This window comes from Mycobacterium kyorinense, assembly GCF_002101735.1.
In the GTDB taxonomy this organism is placed as follows: domain Bacteria; phylum Actinomycetota; class Actinomycetes; order Mycobacteriales; family Mycobacteriaceae; genus Mycobacterium; species Mycobacterium kyorinense.
In genome coordinates this window covers 37,917-57,472 of sequence record NZ_LQPE01000138.1, presented here as the reverse complement: position 1 = coordinate 57,472, position 19,556 = coordinate 37,917, and the positions used below count along the sequence as shown (strand labels likewise).

General features: G+C 65.7%; 22 protein-coding genes. 17 read left to right on the top strand and 5 right to left on the bottom strand.

What is annotated here, in order from left to right:
- Positions 1-114: 114 nt before the first annotated feature.
- Positions 115-456 carry a GNAT family N-acetyltransferase gene (locus AWC14_RS17285; RefSeq protein ID WP_045380299.1) on the bottom strand — a complete coding sequence of 114 codons (342 nt, stop codon included), beginning with the start codon at positions 454-456 and terminating at the stop codon, positions 115-117.
- Positions 453-1,442, bottom strand: coding sequence for a pirin family protein (locus AWC14_RS17280; protein WP_045380301.1), 990 nt, complete (start codon positions 1,440-1,442; stop codon positions 453-455). The genes AWC14_RS17285 and AWC14_RS17280 overlap by 4 nt, the downstream gene beginning before the upstream one ends.
- A gap of 114 nt (positions 1,443-1,556) precedes the next feature.
- Here AWC14_RS17280 and AWC14_RS17275 point away from each other — a divergent pair, with 114 nt between their 5' ends.
- From AWC14_RS17275 to AWC14_RS17265, 3 genes are read left to right on the top strand one after another with little or no spacing between them, the layout of a single operon-like run.
- Positions 1,557-2,381 carry a type VII secretion target gene (locus AWC14_RS17275; RefSeq protein WP_052425609.1) on the top strand — a complete coding sequence of 275 codons (825 nt, stop codon included), beginning with the start codon at positions 1,557-1,559 and terminating at the stop codon, positions 2,379-2,381.
- A gap of 1 nt (position 2,382) precedes the next feature.
- Positions 2,383-3,042, top strand: a complete 660-nt coding sequence (locus tag AWC14_RS17270; protein ID WP_057003375.1) for a hypothetical protein — start codon at positions 2,383-2,385, stop codon at positions 3,040-3,042.
- Between the two features lie 13 nt (positions 3,043-3,055).
- Entirely contained in the window at positions 3,056-3,589 is a 534-nt protein-coding gene (locus tag AWC14_RS17265; protein WP_045380302.1) for a WXG100 family type VII secretion target, read from the top strand.
- An 8-nt stretch (positions 3,590-3,597) separates the two neighbouring features.
- Here the strand turns inward: AWC14_RS17265 and AWC14_RS17260 are convergent, their stop codons facing one another.
- Entirely contained in the window at positions 3,598-4,977 is a 1,380-nt protein-coding gene (locus AWC14_RS17260; RefSeq protein WP_045380304.1) for an acyl-CoA dehydrogenase family protein, read from the bottom strand.
- A gap of 72 nt (positions 4,978-5,049) precedes the next feature.
- Positions 5,050-5,463: a WhiB family transcriptional regulator gene (locus AWC14_RS17255; RefSeq protein ID WP_057003376.1), complete on the bottom strand. Its 414-nt coding sequence runs from the start codon at positions 5,461-5,463 to the stop codon at positions 5,050-5,052.
- Positions 5,464-5,606: 143 nt separating this feature from the next.
- Here AWC14_RS17255 and AWC14_RS17250 point away from each other — a divergent pair, with 143 nt between their 5' ends.
- The 5 genes from AWC14_RS17250 (at position 5,607) to AWC14_RS17230 (ending at position 9,047) form a co-directional block, all read left to right on the top strand.
- Positions 5,607-6,347 carry a helix-turn-helix domain-containing protein gene (locus AWC14_RS17250; protein ID WP_057003377.1) on the top strand — a complete coding sequence of 247 codons (741 nt, stop codon included), beginning with the start codon at positions 5,607-5,609 and terminating at the stop codon, positions 6,345-6,347.
- Between the two features lie 8 nt (positions 6,348-6,355).
- Complete coding sequence (locus AWC14_RS17245; RefSeq protein WP_045378956.1) at positions 6,356-7,174, top strand: C40 family peptidase; 819 nt, start codon at positions 6,356-6,358, stop codon at positions 7,172-7,174.
- Between the two features lie 61 nt (positions 7,175-7,235).
- Positions 7,236-8,402: a DUF4226 domain-containing protein gene (locus tag AWC14_RS17240; RefSeq protein ID WP_045378953.1), complete on the top strand. Its 1,167-nt coding sequence runs from the start codon at positions 7,236-7,238 to the stop codon at positions 8,400-8,402.
- A 13-nt stretch (positions 8,403-8,415) separates the two neighbouring features.
- Complete coding sequence (locus AWC14_RS17235) at positions 8,416-8,733, top strand: ESX-1 secretion-associated protein (protein ID WP_045378950.1); 318 nt, start codon at positions 8,416-8,418, stop codon at positions 8,731-8,733.
- Positions 8,730-9,047 (top strand): DUF2694 family protein, encoded by a 318-nt coding sequence (locus AWC14_RS17230; RefSeq protein ID WP_045378947.1) that lies wholly within the window; start codon positions 8,730-8,732, stop codon positions 9,045-9,047. The genes AWC14_RS17235 and AWC14_RS17230 overlap by 4 nt, the downstream gene beginning before the upstream one ends.
- On the opposite strand, the gene AWC14_RS29020 is transcribed toward AWC14_RS17230, so the two are convergent.
- Positions 9,039-9,182 carry a hypothetical protein gene (locus AWC14_RS29020; RefSeq protein WP_162835656.1) on the bottom strand — a complete coding sequence of 48 codons (144 nt, stop codon included), beginning with the start codon at positions 9,180-9,182 and terminating at the stop codon, positions 9,039-9,041. The two genes, AWC14_RS17230 and AWC14_RS29020, sit on opposite strands and share 9 nt — an antisense overlap.
- Before the next feature lie 69 nt (positions 9,183-9,251).
- Between AWC14_RS29020 and AWC14_RS17225 the strand changes: the two genes are divergently transcribed.
- The 9 genes from AWC14_RS17225 to AWC14_RS17185 all read left to right on the top strand — a co-directional run bounded on the left by AWC14_RS17225 (position 9,252) and on the right by AWC14_RS17185 (position 19,533).
- A complete protein-coding gene (locus AWC14_RS17225; protein ID WP_045378944.1) occupies positions 9,252-10,412 on the top strand; it encodes a DUF5631 domain-containing protein in 1,161 nt (386 codons plus the stop codon).
- Between the two features lie 36 nt (positions 10,413-10,448).
- A complete protein-coding gene (locus AWC14_RS17220; RefSeq protein WP_045378941.1) occupies positions 10,449-10,766 on the top strand; it encodes a DUF2710 family protein in 318 nt (105 codons plus the stop codon).
- Positions 10,763-11,689: a transglycosylase SLT domain-containing protein gene (locus AWC14_RS17215; RefSeq protein WP_045378938.1), complete on the top strand. Its 927-nt coding sequence runs from the start codon at positions 10,763-10,765 to the stop codon at positions 11,687-11,689. The genes AWC14_RS17220 and AWC14_RS17215 overlap by 4 nt, the downstream gene beginning before the upstream one ends.
- 2 nt (positions 11,690-11,691) lie before the next feature.
- Positions 11,692-13,173 (top strand): type VII secretion protein EccB, encoded by a 1,482-nt coding sequence (gene eccB / locus AWC14_RS17210; RefSeq protein ID WP_057003378.1) that lies wholly within the window; start codon positions 11,692-11,694, stop codon positions 13,171-13,173.
- A 2-nt stretch (positions 13,174-13,175) separates the two neighbouring features.
- A complete protein-coding gene (locus AWC14_RS17205; protein ID WP_045378933.1) occupies positions 13,176-17,255 on the top strand; it encodes a type VII secretion protein EccC in 4,080 nt (1,359 codons plus the stop codon).
- A 30-nt stretch (positions 17,256-17,285) separates the two neighbouring features.
- Positions 17,286-17,567 carry a PE domain-containing protein gene (locus tag AWC14_RS17200; RefSeq protein WP_193393847.1) on the top strand — a complete coding sequence of 94 codons (282 nt, stop codon included), beginning with the start codon at positions 17,286-17,288 and terminating at the stop codon, positions 17,565-17,567.
- Between the two features lie 9 nt (positions 17,568-17,576).
- The gene (locus AWC14_RS17195; protein WP_052425585.1) at positions 17,577-18,746 is read left to right on the top strand and encodes a PPE domain-containing protein; all 1,170 of its coding nucleotides are present in this window, start codon (positions 17,577-17,579) and stop codon (positions 18,744-18,746) included.
- Positions 18,747-18,906: 160 nt separating this feature from the next.
- On the top strand, positions 18,907-19,221 hold the full coding sequence (locus tag AWC14_RS17190; RefSeq protein ID WP_045378930.1) for a hypothetical protein: 315 nt from the start codon (positions 18,907-18,909) through the stop codon (positions 19,219-19,221).
- Positions 19,222-19,242: 21 nt separating this feature from the next.
- Entirely contained in the window at positions 19,243-19,533 is a 291-nt protein-coding gene (locus tag AWC14_RS17185; RefSeq protein WP_045378927.1) for a WXG100 family type VII secretion target, read from the top strand.
- The last annotated feature ends 23 nt before the right edge of the window (positions 19,534-19,556 follow it).

Here is a 19,556-nt window from a genome sequence, read left to right as displayed (position 1 = left end):
AGCCGCCCGGTGGAGAGCAACATCGTCTCACCCCTGCGGCGGCATGCAGGCACGACGGTAAGCCTAAAACGGCTCAGACCGCGCCCGTTCCGGTTTTTCTGGCGCGACAGGTCGTCAACCCATCGGCAGAGACTGCGCCCACCGCAGGATTTCCGGCGTGACCGGATCGGCGATGTCATTGAATTCGGAATGCTTTTTGAGCACTCCTGCCACCATCTGGCATACCGGGACGACGCGTTTGCCGTCGGCGCGGGTGGCTTCGAGCGCTTCTCGCACCAGGATGGTCGCCAGGCCGCGTCCGCCGAACTCGTCGTCGATCTCGGTGTGGTAGAAAACCCGCTGGTTGTCGCGGTCGGCGACGGCGGTGTACCCGGCGGTTTTGCCGTCGACCGCGATGGTGTATTTGCCGTTTTCGGCGTTGACCGTGGTTTGTGCGCCGGTCTTGTCGGTGGTCATGTGGGTTCCTTTCTGTTCACCGGCGGGCGCGGCCGCAACGTGGTCGTCGGCAGGGGAGGGGCGGGCAGCCGCGCAGGCGAGCCGCGGTAGCCCGGCACGTCGCCGAACCGTTGGTCGCCGTCTTCCCACAGTTGGCGGTAGCCGACAATCTCGTCGTGGCTGCGACCGACGAAGTTCCACCACATCACCAACAGTTCGGTGAACGGGGTGCCACCTAATAACAGGGCGCGCGCAGGTTGGTCGCCGTCGTTGTGCAGCCGCAGTGACGAGCTGCCGGGGCCCTGATAGCCCACGTCGCCGATACCCAAACCCTTTCGGTGGATGCTGAGCGTGCCTTGATCGCACAGCACACCGTGTTCGAATGCCGGGTCGACGTCCAGCGTGACGTCTGCGCCGGGATCCAGGTCGAGTTGTGCCCCGAGCAGGGGAGTGAAGGTCTGCACGGGTGAGCGGCCAGCATCGAGCTGGCCAAGGAAGACCCGTGCGACGCCGCCACGCAGCGAAACCGGTTCGGGCACATAGTGGGTGAAGTCGCGGCCGGTGTTGAGATCGGCGTCCGCCAGCGCCACCCACAGCTGCGCGCCGTGCAGCACGGGCGCCTCATCCCGGTTGACAGAAACTTCGGAATGGCAGATTCCGGCGCCCGCGGTCATCAAATTCAATTCGCCCGGCCGAACCAAGGCGTGCACGCCCGCGCTATCGCGGTGTTCGATTTCGCCGCTGAACAACCAGCTGACGGTCTGCAGCCCGGTGTGTGGATGCGGCGGCACAACCATGCCCGCGGACTGGCGCACGTCATGGGGACCGTAATGGTCGGCGAAGCACCATGCGCCGATCAGAGAGCGTTGCCGCTGCGGCAGTGTGCGCCGTACCCGGATTGCCCGCGGCCCGCCCAGCGGCACATCACGTGGATGCAACACCTCGACACCCGTCACTTGCGCAGTGGCACAGTCGATTTCGACTGGCGAGGTCTCCAGGTTGCTCATCGTCTACCGTTCTGCGGCTGATAAGGGCCGATACCGCGACAGTACCCGCCCGACCCGGTTGACCACTGAATTTGTGTCCGGTCACCGGTTCTGGGTGCCCTAGGATTCACCGATATGGCCCAAAGCTTGCGCGTCGATCCGGCGGTTCTGCGATCGGCCGCAACTGCGATCGCACAAGTCGGAAGCGAGCTGTCCGGAATGGCTTTGGCGCAGCCGCTGAGCGGCATGACCGGCGCCCTCACGGGTTTTCAATCCGGCGCAGCCTGCCAAGAGGCCGGCACGGCGCTGGACAATGCGTCTAAGCAGGTTGGCAACGATTTATCGGAGCTTGCGGCCAAACTGCGATCAGCGGCCGAGAAGTACGAACAGACCGACAAGCACCTGGGCAGCGAGCTGGACAAAGCCCGCCAACAAATCGACCGCAAGAATCGGGAAGCTCCGCTCGAGGCGGACCGCGAGACGGGCACTCAAGCGGTGCCCATCCCGCTCGACCAGGTGACCTACGAGCAGGGCAACTTCGCGACCGGACCGGACGCCACTCGCGACTACATCAACCAGACGCTCGACCAGCTCGGGATCACCGACCCCGCGGCCCGGCAACGCTGGATCGACGGCTACCTGACCATGGCCCTGCGCGAGTCGAGCTATGACCCGAATGCAATCAACGATTGGGACGTCAACTCCAAACCGCCGAATTCGACGTACAGCGTCGCCGACGGGTACGGAAACGGGTGTTCGCGCGGGATTGTGCAGTGTGTTCCCGGGACGTTCGCGCAGTATCACCAGCCGGGCACCTCGAACGACATCTACGACCCGGTCGCCAACATTGCGGCGTCGATGAATTACGTGATGGGGCACTACGGCGTCTCCCGCGATGCGTCCAACCTGGCCGCGCTCATCCCGCAGGCCGATCCCAACGCCAGCCCGCAGGGATACTGAGATGTCTCGGCGCGCAGCAGTGCTGGCGGCGGTTCTGATGACGGTTACCTCGGCTCCCGCCGCGGCCGCGACCACTGTTCCGGCCGCGGCCTGGATCAGCGCGAACCGGCTGCCACTGGACGACAGCCAGCATTGGCCCGACCTGGCCGGTATCGCAGAAGCTCCGGGCGACAACGCTTTTCAGGTCGAGACGCTTTGCCGGGTCGGCGCCCCCGACAAGCGATTGGTGGACGCTGGCGGTGTCGATGCTGCCCGGGCGCGGGTGGACAAGGGCCTCGACGCATGGTCGTTGCAGCAGCAGATCGTTCACTACCCCGGCGACACGTGGCGAATGGGGCAAACCGCGGATCAGTTGTTCACCTCATTGCAGAACACCGCGACCAACTGCGGATCGACGGCGCCCGGCGCGCAGGTGACGGTGACGACGCCGCGCTCGCATTGCCCGAGCATGCAACGAGGCGGCTGTAGTGAAATGGCTGCCGTCCTCGACGTGCCGTTGACCCAGACCAGCGCCCATGTCTATCTGGCGAGTGTCGGCAGTTCGGTCGCCGAGTTGGCTGTGTGGTCGACCGGAAGCCCCGGGGTGGCGTGGGCGGCGCCCAGCGACGCGGACGTGTTCTCCGCGATGAATCCGCAACTGTGCACAGTGTGGGAATGCTGACCAGGGGCCGCGCATGTCGTTCCCGTTCACGATTGCCGAGGTCGAGAAGGCGAATTTCGACGCGTTGACGCAGGCGGCGGGGCAGGTTGGCTCGCATCTGCGGGCGATGCAGCAGCAGCTGAAGGTCGGACAAGAAGCCCTTGAGCGGCTCCGCGGCGGCTGGGAGGGGCAGGCGTCAGACGCGGCGGTCGCACGAGTCGGGCGCACGCTGGAGAAGCAGCAGCGAATCGTTGACGCGCTTCAGCGGGTCCAAAAGGCCTTGTCCGAGAACGGATCCGAATTGTCGGCGACGCGGGCCGGCATTCTGCGGGGCGTCGAGCATTCCGGGCAGCAGGGCTGGCAAGTGGGCAGGGACGGCGGGCTGTCGGCGCAGCAGGGCCGGGTCTTGGATCGGCTTGCCAAGATGAGCCCGGTGACGGCGCTAAAACTGCAGCAGGTTGCCGCGACCAAGTCACTGAACATCAAGCGGCAGTTGGCCGATCTGGACAAGTACGACCGGCAGCTTGCGCGGCAGCTGCGCGAGGTGGTCCACGATCTGGAGGGCTAGGCTGCGATTCAGCGCGGGGGGCGGAGCACTTTCATCGCGATTCGCTTGACCGGCTCGGGAATCCGGTCCTGCACCGACAGCGCGGCCTCGGCCGCACGCGACCGCAGCGGCGCGCCGCGGCCGAACATACGATTCAGCGGTCCACCGGACGGTTCGATCTCGAAATGCAGGGGCGGCGCGCCCTCCGAGGCACCCAATGCCTGGGAGATGACGATGCGTTGGATCTCGCTGGTGCCCTCAAAGATGGTGTACAGCTTGGCATCTCGATACCACTTTTCGACGGGGTGGTCGGTGATGTAGCCCCAGCCGCCCATCGTCTGAATGGCGCGTTCGGTTGCCCGGACCGCGACCTCACTGGCGGCCATCTTCGACATCGAGCCCTCGCCGCGGTCGAACGCAATGCCGTTAGCAGCCATCCAGGAGGCCCGCCAGGTCAGCAGCCGGGCGGCGTCAATTTGAGTGGCCAGCTCGGCTAGCGGAAACGCGATGCCCTGGTTGTCGATGATCGGGCCGCCGAACGCTTCGCGCTGGGTGGCGTAGGTGGTCGCGTATTCCAGTGCGGCGCGGGCGATGCCGATCGCCTGGGCGGCGACCATCGGGCGGGTCTGCTCGAAGGTGCCCAGCGTGGCCGAACCCGACTTTCGCCCACCGGCGACCACTTCGCGGGCCTTTGCCAGCTTGTGTTCGAGTTTCTCTTGCCCGCCAAGCAGATTGGCTTCCGGAACCCGCACGTTGTTGAAGCGCAACTCCGCGGTGTGCGACGCCCGACAGCCCAACTTGTCGAGCTTGCGTACCATCTCAAGCCCGGGCGTGCCGCCCGGGACCACGAACAGCGCCTGGCCGCGGTGACCGAGCTCCTCGTCGACGACGGCGTTCACCACATGCACGTTCGCGATGCCGCCGTTGCCGATCCACATCTTGTGGCCGTCGATGACCCAGTCGCTGCCGTCGCGGCGGGCAGTGGTCCGCAGGTTGCGGACGTCGCTGCCGCCCTCGGGTTCGGAGATTGCCAGCGCGGCCAGTTTGAGGTCGCCCGGTGTTCCGAAGCATTCCGGCGCCCACTGGAGCATCTGTTCAGGGGAGGCGGCCTGGCCGATCGCCGAGAGCGCCAGTGCCGGCATCACGATCGCCAAACCGATTCCGGCGCAACCCCAGAACAGTTCCTCCATGAATATCGGCAGCGACAGCCCCGTCGGGTCACCGATCAGGTCGCGGTAGAACAGCGGACTGTAGAAGCCCTGCTGGGCGGCTTCCTCGAGCACCGGCCAGGGGAATTCCTGGCGCTGGTCATACTCGAGTGCGACCGGGCGGATCACCGATTCGGCGAACTCGTGGGTGCGCTTGGCCAGGTCGTGCTGCGCTGCCGTCGGTGTCAGGTCGAAGGTCATGAATGCGGCCCCTGCCGTCGCGTCGTCCGACTCGAACTGTTGCCGCTTTGGGGACCGATCAAACCCGACCGGTCAGGCGGCCGACTGCGGACCAAGCGGGGTCGGCAGATGAAACACCGCGGTAGTCCTCGGCATGGCGTCGCTCTGGCGACGCGCGAGCAGCGCGGCATTTTCGGGTAGCTGTCGGGAGTTGATGTCGCCGACCGCGATACGGCGCAACGTGTTGTGAGCCTGCGCGAGCTGTTCACGCTTGCGGTACTGCCCTCCCGGCAGTTTCACACCCGCCCACACGCCGTACTCCTCCCGGTGCTCGACGGCGTAGCGGGCGCATCGGCGCTGCTGAGCAAGCGGGCAGCGGCGCAGGCAGAGCAGCCGCGCCTCGGTTGCCGAGCGCTCATACGCGCGGGCCTTGGCGGCGCCGTCGCCACCGTCGTCATCGGCGTAGCCGAACCACAATTCCGGATTGGCTGAGCACGGGTACCCCATTTGGTCGTCCTCCCCTTGCGACTGAAACGTAGCCGGGAGCGTATACGTGTTTATACCGCGCCGCAAGGAAACGCTATGGATTCGTATATTCGTATCTTTGTCAGCGGTGCTGTGTACTATCCGGATATGGCCGGAGCGCTACGGTGAGCCGCGAATCGGCGGGAGCGGCTATCCGAGCTCTTCGCGAGGCCCGGGACTGGTCGTTGGCCGATCTCGCGGCCGTCACCGGTGTCAGCATCATGGGGTTGAGCTACCTGGAGCGCGGCGCCCGTAAACCGCACAAAAGCACCGTTCAGAAGGTGGAAAACGGCTTGGGCCTGCCACCCGGCACGTACTCTCAGCTGCTGGCGGCTAGCGACCCAGAGGCCGAGCTGGCCCGATTGATGTCCTCCACGGCGGCCGAGCCGACGGGCACCCGACCCGCCTCGATCGTGGTCGACCGGCACAGCGACACCGAAGTCCTGGAGAGATACGCCGAGGCCCAGCTGGAAGCGCTCCACACAGTGATCGAGCGTCTACCTGCGAAGACATCAAACGAATATGAGACGTATATTCTCTCTGTGATCGGACAGTGTGTGAAGGCCGAACTCCTGGCCGCTAACTCCTGGCGGGTCGCGGTCAACGCCGATGCGGATTCGGCGGGCCGGATCATGCAGCATTTGGAAGCAATCGACGCCACCCGCAGCGCGCTGCTACAACGAATGCCGGTGAGCCTGAGTGCACGATTCGACCAGGCGTGCTCGCAGTCTTCGTTGCCGGAAACCGTCATCGCGGCACTACTCGGGGTCACCGGCGACGAGATGTGGGACATCCGAAATCGAGGGGTTATCCCCCCGGGAGCGCTCCCACGCGTCCGCGCTTTCGTCGAACACATCAGCAGCTAGGGCAGGACGTGAGCCAGGGGGAGCTGGAGCTTCTGCGGCGTGCCCATCAACTGTTCATGGGCAGCGTCCCCGGCGCGAGCATGGATGCGGTGGCGCTCGACGTACCAGGCGCCGTGCCCGCCACCGGTGCGGGGGCGCAGCGGTATCACCTCGCACTCCACACCAGCCGCGAAGCTTTGCGTTCGGCTGCTCGCACCGATGCTGCGGCAGCGAGTGTTATCGCCGACGCACGTCGGGACCACCTGGCCGCCCGCGGGCACACCAAGACCGTGCTCGACGAAGCCCGCGCCGACGCCGCGGTCGCACCCGACACTCCGATCGCTCAGCGCGAGGCCGCCCGGCGCCGGGTGGCGCGGCTGCGCGCCCAGCGAGTGCACGTGCTGTCGGCTCGTGAGCGGGCCCGCCGGCACCGGGTGGTGTTGCGGCTGCTGCGTTACCGAGCGTCGCGGCGGCGGGCCTTGGGGCTATCGCAGTTGCCTGCGGCAAACGGCCGCACCGGGATCGCGGTACGCGCCGCGCTGTCGCGGCTGGGTCGGCCCTACGTCTGGGGCGCAACCGGACCGGATCGGTTCGATTGTTCCGGGCTGATGCAATGGTCCTACGCGCAGGCCGGAATCCCCTTGAGCCGCACCACTTACCAGCAGATCCATGACGGCGTCCCGGTGCCGCGCGCACAGGTGCGGCCGGGGGATCTGGTGTTCCCGGCCGCAGGGCACGTTCAGATGGCCATCGGCAATAACCTGGTGGTGGAAGCCCCTTACTCGGGCGCCACAGTTCGGATCAGCGCATTGGGCAACAACGTGCAGATCAGGCGCCCACTGCCCTGAGCCGGTCGAGGTTGTTAGCCGATGAATTGTCGCGGGGTAGTGGCCCCGGTACCTTCGCCGCATGGAGGGGCCGCTCTTGCAACACCAGCTCGGGGATGCGGCCGAAGCCATAAGATGCGCTGAATCCCTTCTGGCACACCAGAACTCGACTGCCGCACAGATCGACCTGCAAGTGGTCAACGCGATACTCAATGCGCATGCGAAGACATCAGACGGTCGCGATGCGCTCGACGCCTTGCAACACGAGGTTCAGACGGCCGTGCGGACTCGAACCGATCTGGACACTCCTTCCGGAGCGCGCGATTTCCAGCGCTTTCTGATCACCAAGCTCAGGGACATCCGCACCGTGGTGGCGGATACCGGCCTCGACGATACGTCGAAGTCGGCGCTGATGGCGGCGTGGACGTCGCTATACGACGTCTCGAAAACGGCAGGCGGCGACCAGAGCGACACCCGGCCATCCCCGGGTGGTTCACCGCCGCCGGGCGATCCGCCAGATGTACCGGACGACGAGCTCGATCCCTATCTCGATTCGCTGCTGGCCGACGACCCAGGCCTCATGCCCGCCGAAGCGCCACCACAGGGCGGCGCCACAGCGATGCCGATGCCACCGGCCATGCCGGGCATGCCGAACCTCGGCGGGGGCGGGATGCCGAGTTGGGGGATGCCGGGCGGATTGCCGTCGCCGACGATGCCGGAGATGGACTGGGAACGGCCGGCCGGGCACGACGACGTGGAGGCGGAAGACCCAGTGCCACAAGAAGAATCAGCGCCGACACAAGACGACCACCAGGAGTCCGACGACTCCGCGCCGCCGGCCACGCCGGAGCCTGCGGCGCCCGAAGGGCCAACCACGGTCACACTCCCCAACGGCGAGAGCGTCACCGCCGCCAGCCCCCAGCTCGCCGCCGCGATCAAGGCCGCCGCCGGCGGCACACCCATCGCGGATGCGTTCCGGCAGCAGGGAATCACGATTCCACCGCCCGGCACCGCGGTCGCCGAGCCGGTCGACCCGTCGCGGGTCTCGCCGGGCGACATCGGCATGTTCACCAATCGGCACGCTCTTGCACTCGGCAACAGCAAGGCCCTTCTCGACGGCCAGATCCAGCACATCTCCACCGTCAAGGGGCCCAGCTTCCTCGGCTGGGAGCACCCGCCCGGGCCGGCGGGCGTCGCCGCTGCGCCCGAAACCCCGACACCCACCAGGCCGGCCGCGCCACCGAATTGAAAGAAGAAACCGGATGTCAGAAAGAATCCGCGTGGTGCCGGCGCAGTTGCGCGCCGCTGCCGAGCATCACCAGCAGATGTCGGACTATCTGCGCTCGATCCCGTCGTCGCATCCGGCGATTCAGGACAGTCTCGACTCGCTGGGCCCGATCTTCTGCGAACTGCGCGAGGCTGGACGAGATCTGCTCGACCAGCGACGCCAGTGCTATGAACAGCAAGCCGACGACCATGCCGATATCGCGCACACACTGCGGACAGCGGCAAACATGTGGGAACAGCACGAGGACGACGCCGCGCACAACCTGGGCAACGTCGGTGACGACGCTCGATGAGCGATCCGAACCCCGATTTCGACACCGTTCATCCCAGTGGACACATCCTGGTCCGCTCCTGCCGCGGCGGCTATCTGCACAGCCTCACGCTGAGCGTCGAAGCAATGGACACCGACGCCGCAACGTTGGCCCAGGGCATCTTGCTGGCCGCGGACGTGTCCTACCTCAAGGCGGTGCTGGAAGTGCGCGGTGAGATCGTCGCGGCCGGCCATACCCCGTCTGCCGAGGTGCCGAATGTCCACGACCTCGACGCGGCGGTCGAAAGGTTGCGGGCGCATCGGCTGCACCGATCGGCCCGGTCCCGCCTACGGTAGCCGTGTCGCGGCGGCCGCACCCACGGGCGCGATATCGGTGGGAGGCTCGATGGGATTGGCGCCGAACAACTCTCGCGCACGATCGAGCAACAGCCGCACCTCGTCCAGCTGCCGGTGCAGCGCAGAATCAGCCATGACCCCACGCTAGTCACGCCGCGTGATGCCCACAATTCAGCAAGGCCCGCGCACCGGTACGCTTGGCCGGTGGCGATCTTCGGTCGGATCACGGCGCGTCAGCGCCTCCGGAGAGCGGCTCAGGAATCCCTCGCGATTCCGCCCTTCGGCTCTGCGGTCGACTGCACCCCCTGGGTGGTCGGCGAACTGTGGCCTGCCGAGCTGTCCACGATCACACCCGAAAATGCTTCCGTCGCAAGGTATCTGCGAGCAGAACTGGATCGGATAGTCCGTTCTGCCAACGAGCAGTTACGCACGATCAGGCGAGCGGGGGCGACGGGTCCGGCCCAGCAAGCAGAAGAGGCCCGCGTGGTCGACGGCGCCCGTGCGCTTGCCGCCCAGCGGGTCGAGGCAGCGCTTCGCCAGCTCGACAAGAAGATGGAAGACCTTCCCACCGACAACCTGCCGACGATCTCACCCGGACCCGGTGACGGGCCCAGCGCCGAAGATACACAGCGCCTTCCGGTCATCACCGTGGCGGCGGAGGATCCGGCCGATGAGCAGCCGGCGATTCAGGAGGTGGAGGCTGCGGCCCAGCCCGAATCGGATCAGGAACGGTTGCATCGGCTGGTCGAGTTCATGGCCCGCCAAGAACCCGGGTTGTGCTGGGCGGCGGGGGACCGGGAGAACGGCATAACCGTTGTGGCTACGGACCTTGCCGAGGGCTGGATACCGCCAGGTATCGCGGTGCCGCCCGACGTGCGGTTGCTGCCGCCCCAACGCCGCACCGGGGACGCGGTCACGATTCTCGGTCCCACGACGGTCTCGGCGACCTACGCGCCCGGCGATCCGCTGGCATGGTCTTTCGGCTGGGCAACCGAATTCGACCCCGCCGCATATTCGGTGCGGGCCCGGCGGTTGCCGACCGTCGACGACCTCGGTTGGCTACTGGCCGGGGCCACGCACATGCGTGACGGTCTGCCGCGGATGGTCCATACCCTGGCCAAGGCCGCTGCGGCGAAAACGCCCATCCTGGAAACCGAAATCGAGGAACTGCGCGTGCACCTGGAAACCGCGCGGCTCCAGTTGCTGGCCCAGTACCCGGAAGTGGACCACGCGGCCCTGCTCAACTGCCTGCTGTTGGCCGCCGCCGAAGGCATGGCGAGCGGGGACCGGCTGACGGCGAATTACCACTTCGCCTGGTACCAGGCCCTCAACGCGCCACTACCTAAGAAGCGATCCACACGGTGAATTGACCCCGATCGCGGTGGTGGAAATACTGCGACGATGTCGGGGGTGGGCAGTCGCGCAGAGCTGAGCGACAGCGGTCTCGTCGAGGCCGTTCTGCGGGATCTGAGCGAAGCTGCCGACCGTTGGGCGGCACTCGTCGCCGAGGCCGAGACCGTCAGCTACAGCGTCGATTTGGGCGACGCACATGTGGTGACCAATGCGGACGGCAAGCTGATCGCGTTGACGTTGCACCCGGACGTCATGGCCGGCTACACCCATGTCGAACTGGCCGACCGCCTGAACCTCGCGATCGCGGCGCTGCGTGCAGAGGCCGAAGTCGACAACCGGGCCAGATACGGCGGCAGCATCCGATGAGCCCGGATCCACTGACGCTGCAGGCATTCGAGCTGTTGCATCGCGCCCACAGCCTGTACGGTGTTCAGCCGTCGGTCGGACCCGTCGAACTGGCGAGGCAGGCGGGGCGGCCCGGGATGTCCACGGAAAGCCAGTTCCACGCACCGGCGACCCGGCGCGCGACGGCCGCGCTGAACCATGCCGCGGCGACGGACCACGAAATGGCCACCGTGGTGGCGGACGCCGGCGCCCAACGTGCCCACGGACGTCACGCCAGTCGCATGATCCTGGACGATGCGCATGGCGACCCGATGCCGGCAACCGACACCGTCCTGGGCCGACGAGAAGCCTTGCGCCGCATGGTCGCGCGGCTGCACATGCAACGACGAGGTCTGGTGCGCTCACGTCGACATGCGCGGCTCCTGGCACGGCGGCTGCGCCGGCTCGACTACGGGCACCGGCGCCGCGTCGCGCGGCCGGCGCGCCGTTCCGCCGCTGGTTCCCTGCCGCTCAGCGCAGTGGGATACGAACGCCTTCTTCGGCCGAGCAACCGAACCAGGGACTACATCTGCGCCGCAATGGATCACCTCGGAATCAGTGATCCAGTGGCCCGGCGCAATTGGCTGCACGGATACCAGACACTGATAGCCCGGGAGTCGGGAGGTCGGCCATCAGCGGTCGCGTCGGCGCCGGCCACCGAACCGGGACCACTACAAGCCGACGGCCAGCGGCTGGGCTTCGCACGCGGCATCACGCAGACGATCCCGACCACATTCGCCCGCTACCACCAACCCGGTACCTCGACCAATATCTACGACCCCGTCGCCAACATCTGCGCGTCGATGAACTACGTGATGCACCGCTACGGAGTTAGAGCCAACGGCGACAACCTGATTGCGCTGGTGCAGCAAGCGGACGCGAACCGGCCGCCGAAGGGATATTGATCGTGCCGCTCAACTTGTCCAACCGCGACCAGAATTCGGGCCACCTGTTCTACAACCGACGGCTGCGCGCCGCCATCACCCGATATTCGGTTCGGATGAAACACGACGACCGTAAACAACAGGCCGCCTTGGTGTTGTCGGTGGTGTTCGCGCTGCTCGGTGCAGGCTGGATGGCGTTGCTGCACTTCATGAAACCGGCGGGCCTCGTCGGGCAGTCGGCGCTGATCGGCGACCGGGACACCGGAGCGGTCTACGTGAAGGTCGACGGCCGGCTGTATCCCGCCCTCAATCTGACGTCCGCGCGGCTAGCAGTGGGAAACGCCGGCGCTCCGACCTGGGTCCGGTCCACGGAGATTGCGAGGTATCCGACCGGGCCGATGATCGGCATCCCCGGAATTCCAGATAACCTCGCTGTCACACCGGCATCGACCTCGGCTTGGTCGATATGCGACACCGCGACGTTCGCCGGTAATAACGCATCACCGGTGGTGACCTCGATTGCCGGAGTGCTTCCCGACTCGGCCCCGACGCGACTCGACCAGGCCATCCTGGTGACCCACCGCGACTCGACCTATGTGATCTGGGGCGGGCACCGGTCACGGATTGACCCTGCAGATCGATCGGTGACGTTCAACCTCGGGCTGGATCCTGGCGTGACACGCCCCATAGGCATCTCGAATGCACTGTTCGATGCCATGCCTGCGACGGAACCGATTGTGGTTCCGCCGATTCCCGAAGCGGGAGCCCCGTCGACGTTCTTGGTGGACGCGACAGTGGGCAGCGTGCTGGAAACCCGCGACGCCAACGGTGTGGTCAACGGCTTCTATGTCCTGCTACCGGACGGAGTGCAGAAGATCAGCGGTTTCGTGGCAGATTTGTTGCGGACTGCGGATCCGCAGGGCATCGCCACACCCAGGCTGGTTTCGCCCGGCAAGTTGGTCAACATTCCAACGGTCGACAAACTCAACGTCGACTACTACCCGCTGCAAAAGCTGACGTTTGTCGATACTTCGGCCCTCCCCGTTACCTGCCTCACCTGGTCGAAGCAGCCCGGCGACCATCAGGCCGAGATCAAGATCTTCAGCGGTCGACGCCTGCCGGTGCCGCCCAGCATGGACTCCCACCTGGTGTCGCTGGTGCGTGACGACCGCAGCACTGACTCGGTGGAAGCCGACCAGACATTGGTACTGCCGGGCGCCGCGAATCTTGTTGCAACAACCAGCGGTGTGGTCACCGCTGGTAGCCGGGAGAGCCTGTACTGGCTTTCGCCGCAGGGGGTGCGGTACGGAATCCAGTGGGACAAAACAACCTTGCAAGCGCTGGCGCTGAATCCGCGCGACGCCCTGCAGGCACCGTGGCCAATCCTGCGCACCTTTGCGCCCGGGCCGGCGATCAGTCGGGACTACGCGCTGGTGGCCCGCGACACTGTTGGCGGCGCGGTCGCGCCGCTTCCTGCCGTGAGTCATGGTGGGGCGGAAGGGTAGCCATGTCGAAACGCGGGTTCGTGCTGGCTGCCCGGACGGCAGCGCCGACGGTTCCGCCCACCCGGGTGGCGGTTGATCCGCCGCTGACGCTGCCCGAGCATGAACCGCGAAACATCCTGCTGATGATCGCCCTGCCGGCCGTTTTGGTGGGGATCCTGGGAACGCTGGTGGTGATGTACACCTCCGGTATCCGCTCGCTGCAGTCCGGGTTCTTCCCGATGATGGGGCTGTTCGGTTTCGGTGCCCTCATGGTCAGTGGGCGTTTCGGTCGAGGCCGCCGGATCACTTGGGGTGAACAGGAAAAGCGGCGCCGCGCCTACTTGCGTCAACTGGACGAGCACCGCGACCAGGTACAGCGCGCCGCGCAGGATCAGCGACGCAGCCAACTGTTCATCCATGCCGATCCGCAGCGACTGGATACCGTCATCGGTGGTCCACGGATGTGGGAGCGCCGACCGGACGACCCAGACTTTCTCGACGTCCGACTCGGGATCGGCGTGCAGCAAACCGGTGACTATGCGGTGTCCCTGCAATGGCCCGACGTCCCGGTTGGCGAAGAGCTAGAGCCGGTGACGGGCGCCGCATTACGGGATTTCATCCTGGCGCACAGCAAGATCCGTGGCATCGGGAAAGTGCTGAGCCTGCGTTCGAAGCCCGGCTTCAGTTTCATCGGTGATCCCGGTGAGCTGCACGGCGTAGTGCGTTCGATCGTGTGCTCGCTCGCTGTTTATCACAGCCCCACCGATCTGAAGGTCTTGGTCGTCACTTGCCGTCCCGGGCAGTGGTCCTGGCTGGTGTGGCTGCCGCACAACCAACATGACGAAATGTTCGACGCCTGCGGGCCGCGACGATTGGTGTTCACCTCACCCACCGAACTCGAGGAAGCGCTCGATACCGAGTTGCACCGCAAAGGGCGAGGGCCGTGGACCCCGCCGATGGGCTCCAGCCCGACGCTGACCCCGGCGCCGATGGAAGCGCGGCCTTGCCTGACGTTAGGCCCGCACTGGCTGATCGTCGACGACATGGTCGGGACGCCCGAGGCCTGGGAGGCGGTCACCGGGCGCAAAGGCATGGCCGGAATCACGGTGCTGCGGTTGGGGACCCGTCCCGGCATCGGGGTAGGTTTCACCGACGACGAGCGTTTCGAGCTGCGCGATGGAAGGCTCTGGCACCGCGACGCGTTCTACGCCGTTCCTGACATGCTCCCGGACAGCACCGCCAACCGCTACGCGCGAATGCTGGCACGGTGGTCGTTGACCGCCACCAGCGAACCGCGCGAAACCGACAGCCAGGGCGGTGAGCTGCTGCGAGCGTTGGGCATCGCTGATCCGCGCCAACTCGACGTCGACCGGCTCTGGGCGGACAGCCGCGGCCGCGGCGACCAGAACTGGGCCCTGGTGCCCGTGGGAGTGAAACCCAGCGGTGAAGTGCAGCATGTCATCCTGCGCGCCAAGGACTTCGGCGGCTTCGGATTTCATTCGGTGGTAATCGGCACGTCCGGTTCCGGCAAGTCGGAATACTTCTTGTCGCTGTGCAGCGGCATTGCGCTGACGCATTCACCAGAAGCGTTCACGGTGATCTTCGTCGACATGAAGTTCGAGTCCGCCGCGCAAGACCTCCAGGGCTTCCCACACGTTGCCGGCTCGCTGTCCAACTTGGGCAACGACGAGCGGCACCTCGCCGAGCGGATGCGCAAAGCCATCAACGGGGAAATCGCCCGACGTTATCGCCTCTTCAAGGAGGCCGGCGCCCGCGACGCCAACGAGTACGAGGAGATGCGTCTGGCCGGCCGTGATCTCGAGCCGGTGCCCATTTTGCTGGTCATCATCGACGAGTACCTCGAGCTGTTCGTCCACCACCCGAGCTGGGTCGACCTGGTGATCCACATCGGGCAAGAAGGCCGTGGATGCAACGTGTTCTTCACGCTGGGCGGCCAGCGCCTGGATCTGTCGTCGCTGAGTAAAGTCAAGAGCAACATCGCTTTTCGGGTAGCCCTGCGCGCCGAGACCGCCGAAGATTCCCGCGACGTGATCGGCAGCGATGCGGCGCTGCACCTGCCGTCGAAAGAAAATGGCTACGCACTGCTCAAGGTGGGCCCGCGAGATGTGGAACAGTTTCGCTGCTTTTACGTGTCGGCGCCGTTTGTGCTGCCCAAAAAAACCGCCCAGATGGCTCGGACCGTCGACCGCAGCTTTTCCAGGCCCCGCCTGCTCACCTGGGAGTACCAGCCGCTGAGCGCCGCGGACAGCGCTGCACTGGTTTCCGACGAGCCGCAACAGGCGGATGAGTTTCTTTTCGACTCCGACGGATTCCGGAAGAAGAAACTCGTCGACGTCATCCGCGAATCGCTGATCTCCCACCCGGCGCGTCCGCCGCACCAGATCTGGCTTCCGCCGTTGGACGTCAGCGAACCGATCGACGCAGTGGTGTCGCGGTGGCGCGGTAAGCCATGGACTGTCGACTACGGGCAGAATCCAGGGCTGCTCCTGCCTGTCGGAATAGTCGATATCCCCGAGGAGCATGCGCAGCGCGTGCACGCGATCGACGCGCAGATGGACAACGTCATGGTGGTCGCCACGGCTCAGCGCGGTAAGTCGACGGCATTGACGACGTTGATTGTGTCCGCCGCGCTGATGTATCGGCCGGAACGGGTCACCTTCTTCTGCATCGGTGCGTCACTGTATCCGGTCGACGACATCCCACACGTGGCCTCAGTGGTGAGCCTGACTGACAGCGAAGGCGTTTCGCGAACCATCGCGGCCATCGAGGGGCTGATCCTCGCACGAGAGGCGTCGTTCAAGCAGTATCAAATCGACGTCGGCGAATTCCGCGAACGACGGTTCGGAGCAGGTGGCGGCAGCACCGATGCCGAGGACAGATTCGGCGATGTGTTCCTTGTCATCGACAACTTCGGCGACCTCTATGACAAGGAGCCCCTCATCGGTGATCGCGCGATCGCCGTCGCCCGGCAGGGCTTGTCCTACGGGGTGCACGTCATCAGCAGCGCCAATGCGTGGCTGGTTGGACAGAAGCAAGCGCTGCTCAATGTGTCGAATGCGCGGATTCAGTTGCGGCTCAGCAATCCGGACGAGACACAGATGGGTACCACTTTCGAGCAGCGCAAGGCGGCGCGAAATACGCTGGACCGGCCGGGCTTCGGCCTTACCAGGCAAGGCTACGAGTTGCTGGTTGCGCTGCCGGAGATCACCGGTGCCGACGGCTCGCGCGTGCCGGCTCACGGGGTCGGGCGTCGAATCGCCGAGATGACCGGCACCCGAAGGCTGGAGAGCCTCGCGCGGCTGCCCGGATCGATTCCGCTGCGCCGGGTGTGGGAGAGCTTCGCCGCCACAACCGAGGCCGCAGACAGCCTGAACATTCCGTTCGCGGTCGGTGAAAGCGCTTTGCAGCCCGTATCGCTGTCGATGCGACGGCTGCCCAATCTGCTCGTGGTCGGCCGCCAATTGTGCGGGAAGACCACCGCTTTGGCCGCGATCGGCCAGGCCATCGTGAGCCGGCTTGAGCCGGCGCAGGCGCAGATCACGATCATCGACCCGAAGACGTCACTGATCGGCCAAATCCGTGCGCCACACGTGCGTACCTACGCGTACACACCTGACCACATCGACGAGGTAATCGCAGATTTGGCGCAGATCATGCGGGACCGGCTGCCGCCCCTGGGCTTGAGCCAGGACGAACTGCTCAACCGGCGCGGCTGGGACGGTCCACACCACTTCGTCCTGATCGACGACGAGCAGGAGCTGCGACCGCACGGCGAGATCGGAAAGCCTGCCTGTACCGCACCGCTGTGGGGTCTGATCGAGCGCGGACGCGAAATCGGGCTGCATGTCATCGCCTCTCGGCTGCCGGGCAACTGGGCGGGGGTGTCGGTGATGAACCCGTTCTTGCAGAAGATGACCAATTCGCGTGCGCCCACGCTGTTCATGGACAACGATCCGGCAGCGGTCAAAGTCTTCGGCCGGATCAGCGCCCAGCAGCTGCCGCCCGGCCGGGGTTTGTTGGTGACCACCGATGGAGCGATCGAGGGGGTGCTCGTCGGCGCTCCCGAGTCAGGCGATCAATGAAAAGGAGATAACGTGTTGCCACTCAACGTAATGCCAGGCGCTGTGGATGCATCGGCGGCTACCGAAGCGGCAATCAGTGCCGAATCCGCCGCAACCACGGCCACGGCCGCGGCCGCGCTCACAGCTGTCGCACCCATGGCTGCGGATCAGGATTCGATCGCGTTCGCTGCTGCACTGAGCGCCACAGGTGTCGCCTACCTTGGGGCGGCCGCCGAGCACGTCGGCCAGCGTGCCGGCTACGCGGGCAGCCAAGCACTCGCGTCCGGCACGTATGTCGCCACCGAGGCGATCCGCGCGGCCAACCTGGCGTAGGCCGGCATCATGCCCGACCCGAGGTGGACCGGCCCACCGGAGACGATCGCGGCCATTTTCGAAACCGGTTGCCCAGCTTCGGTGCTCGCGAACAATGCGGCGTGGGCGGCCGAATCCGGATGCCATGAAGCATCGGCAGGCCTTTCGACGGTCAACATGGCGGCTACCGCCGCGTCGTGGCTCGGCATGGGTGCCAGCGCCTCGACGGCGGCCGGACTGGGCCTCAACGCCGGATTGCAGATGCTGGTCGGTTGGATCGCGGAAAAGATCGCGGTTACGCAGGCTGCCGTGGATGCATTCACAAGCGCGCGATCCGCGGTGATTCCCTCGACCGTGTGTCAGGCCAATCGCGATGAGTGGGCCAGCGCCAACGCCACGAACTTCTTCGGAATGCGCACACCGGAAATCGTGGCGCTGGATACCGAATACTTCGGTGAACACTGGCCGCACAATTCGAGTGTGGGATGGGGGTATTCGGCTGCGCTGGGCAGCTTGACGGCCGCGCTTGCCGTCCCGCCGCCCGTCGCCCCGATGGGCGGATCGCCGGCAGCACCGGCGGCGGCGAGCGAGGCCGTCGCGCAAGCGGCCGCGCAAACCGGCATGAGCGACGCGATGCGTGCGTCCAGTCAAGCCACGCAGACCGCAATCGCGCCGGCCGACACGACCGACCAGGTCGGTGCACTTACGCAGGTACTGCGGGCACCGATGCAAGCGTTGCAGCCGATGACGACGCTGGCGCAGTCGCCGATGCAAGCGGCGCAGGGATCAGCCCGCATGCCTCAAGCCCTGATGCAGTCGGTCACCGGCATGTTCCCGGCGTCGTTCACCACTGCGCCCGAAGCCGCCGCGCCGGCGGCTGTGGAAAGTGGATCGCCGGGCGGTTTACGGGCTGGAACACCAAGCAGTACAGGAGGTATGGGCGGCTACCCGGGTGCCGGCTTGACCAGCTACACCCGTCCCGCCAACGGCTTCGAGCCGCCGACTGGTGGAAGACCGGCCGGGCTGCTGCGCGCCGATTCACTCGGCGCCCTGCGTGAACTGCACGGCCCGACGACGTCGTCGGTGGCAGGCGGCGCATCACTGCCGCTTTCGGCCGGGGTGCCCGCACGCGAGAGTGGCGGGACGGAAAAGAAACGTCCGCGCGTCTCCGTCGACGACGGAGAAGACAAACAGACCTGAAACCTTTGCTGGACTACCGAATCCTGCTGATTCCGAACCGTGTATCAGTGACTCACAGCTTGCCAGCAACTGAAGTGACACTGCGCCGTACGCGCATAGACTTCGAGCCAACCTCCGGGTCGGTGGTCCGGACGGAATGAAAAAAAATCTAGGAGCAGGCATGGCAAACGCTACGATCGTGACACCCGAATTGCTGCGAAGCACCCAGCAAGCCATCGAATCGGCGTTGCAGTATGCAACCGCGGTGGCCAACGACTACCTGAGCGGGCACGAAAACGTCATCAACGTGTCGACCTGGCATGGCCAGGCGGGATTCACGTCGTTGGCCACCGCTGGCCAAATCAACCACGATCTGCAGCAGACCGTAGCGGGCGGTCAGCGCCTGGCCCACGGGCTCGGCCGCGCGGCCGTGCTCATGGAAAACCACGAAGCCGATGCCGCCCACGGTTTCACCGGTCTCTTCGGCGCCAGCTGATCAAGCAAAGGAATCAAGGATATGTCAGACCAGATCACCTACAACTACGGAGCTGTAACGGGTTTCGCATCAGACGTCGCCTCGCGGGCAGCTCAGCTGATGGAAATCCACGACGACATCCAGCACCGCACCCAAGCACTGGCCGACTTCTTCCAAGGTGCCGGTGCAACAGCGTTTTTCGACGCCCAACAACAGATGCTGCACGGCCTGGAGGGTCTCATCCAATCCGTCAGCCAACACGGGCACGTCGTCAACAACACGGCCGAAAGTGCCCAGGCCACCGACCAGGCGATCAGCCAGGCTTTCATTTGAGAAGCCGGTAGTGGGGGCGCTCG

Bases quoted from the DNA above. Each gene is read 5' to 3' on its own strand.
- AWC14_RS17205 (WP_045378933.1), top strand. From the start codon at position 13,176: ATGTCGAAACGCGGGTTCGTGCTGGCTGCCCGGACGGCAGCGCCGACG.
- AWC14_RS17275 (WP_052425609.1), top strand. From the start codon at position 1,557: ATGGCCCAAAGCTTGCGCGTCGATCCGGCGGTTCTGCGATCGGCCGCA.
- AWC14_RS29020 (WP_162835656.1), bottom strand. From the start codon at position 9,182: ATGGCTGATTCTGCGCTGCACCGGCAGCTGGACGAGGTGCGGCTGTTG.
- AWC14_RS17215 (WP_045378938.1), top strand. From the start codon at position 10,763: ATGAGCCCGGATCCACTGACGCTGCAGGCATTCGAGCTGTTGCATCGC.
- AWC14_RS17240 (WP_045378953.1), top strand. From the start codon at position 7,236: ATGGAGGGGCCGCTCTTGCAACACCAGCTCGGGGATGCGGCCGAAGCC.
- AWC14_RS17260 (WP_045380304.1), bottom strand. From the start codon at position 4,977: ATGACCTTCGACCTGACACCGACGGCAGCGCAGCACGACCTGGCCAAG.
- AWC14_RS17235 (WP_045378950.1), top strand. From the start codon at position 8,416: ATGTCAGAAAGAATCCGCGTGGTGCCGGCGCAGTTGCGCGCCGCTGCC.
- AWC14_RS17255 (WP_057003376.1), bottom strand. From the start codon at position 5,463: ATGGGGTACCCGTGCTCAGCCAATCCGGAATTGTGGTTCGGCTACGCC.
- AWC14_RS17285 (WP_045380299.1), bottom strand. From the start codon at position 456: ATGACCACCGACAAGACCGGCGCACAAACCACGGTCAACGCCGAAAAC.
- AWC14_RS17270 (WP_057003375.1), top strand. From the start codon at position 2,383: ATGTCTCGGCGCGCAGCAGTGCTGGCGGCGGTTCTGATGACGGTTACC.
- AWC14_RS17195 (WP_052425585.1), top strand. From the start codon at position 17,577: ATGCCCGACCCGAGGTGGACCGGCCCACCGGAGACGATCGCGGCCATT.
- AWC14_RS17190 (WP_045378930.1), top strand. From the start codon at position 18,907: ATGGCAAACGCTACGATCGTGACACCCGAATTGCTGCGAAGCACCCAG.
- AWC14_RS17220 (WP_045378941.1), top strand. From the start codon at position 10,449: ATGTCGGGGGTGGGCAGTCGCGCAGAGCTGAGCGACAGCGGTCTCGTC.
- AWC14_RS17265 (WP_045380302.1), top strand. From the start codon at position 3,056: ATGTCGTTCCCGTTCACGATTGCCGAGGTCGAGAAGGCGAATTTCGAC.
- AWC14_RS17185 (WP_045378927.1), top strand. From the start codon at position 19,243: ATGTCAGACCAGATCACCTACAACTACGGAGCTGTAACGGGTTTCGCA.
- AWC14_RS17280 (WP_045380301.1), bottom strand. From the start codon at position 1,442: ATGAGCAACCTGGAGACCTCGCCAGTCGAAATCGACTGTGCCACTGCG.
- AWC14_RS17200 (WP_193393847.1), top strand. From the start codon at position 17,286: ATGCCAGGCGCTGTGGATGCATCGGCGGCTACCGAAGCGGCAATCAGT.
- AWC14_RS17230 (WP_045378947.1), top strand. From the start codon at position 8,730: ATGAGCGATCCGAACCCCGATTTCGACACCGTTCATCCCAGTGGACAC.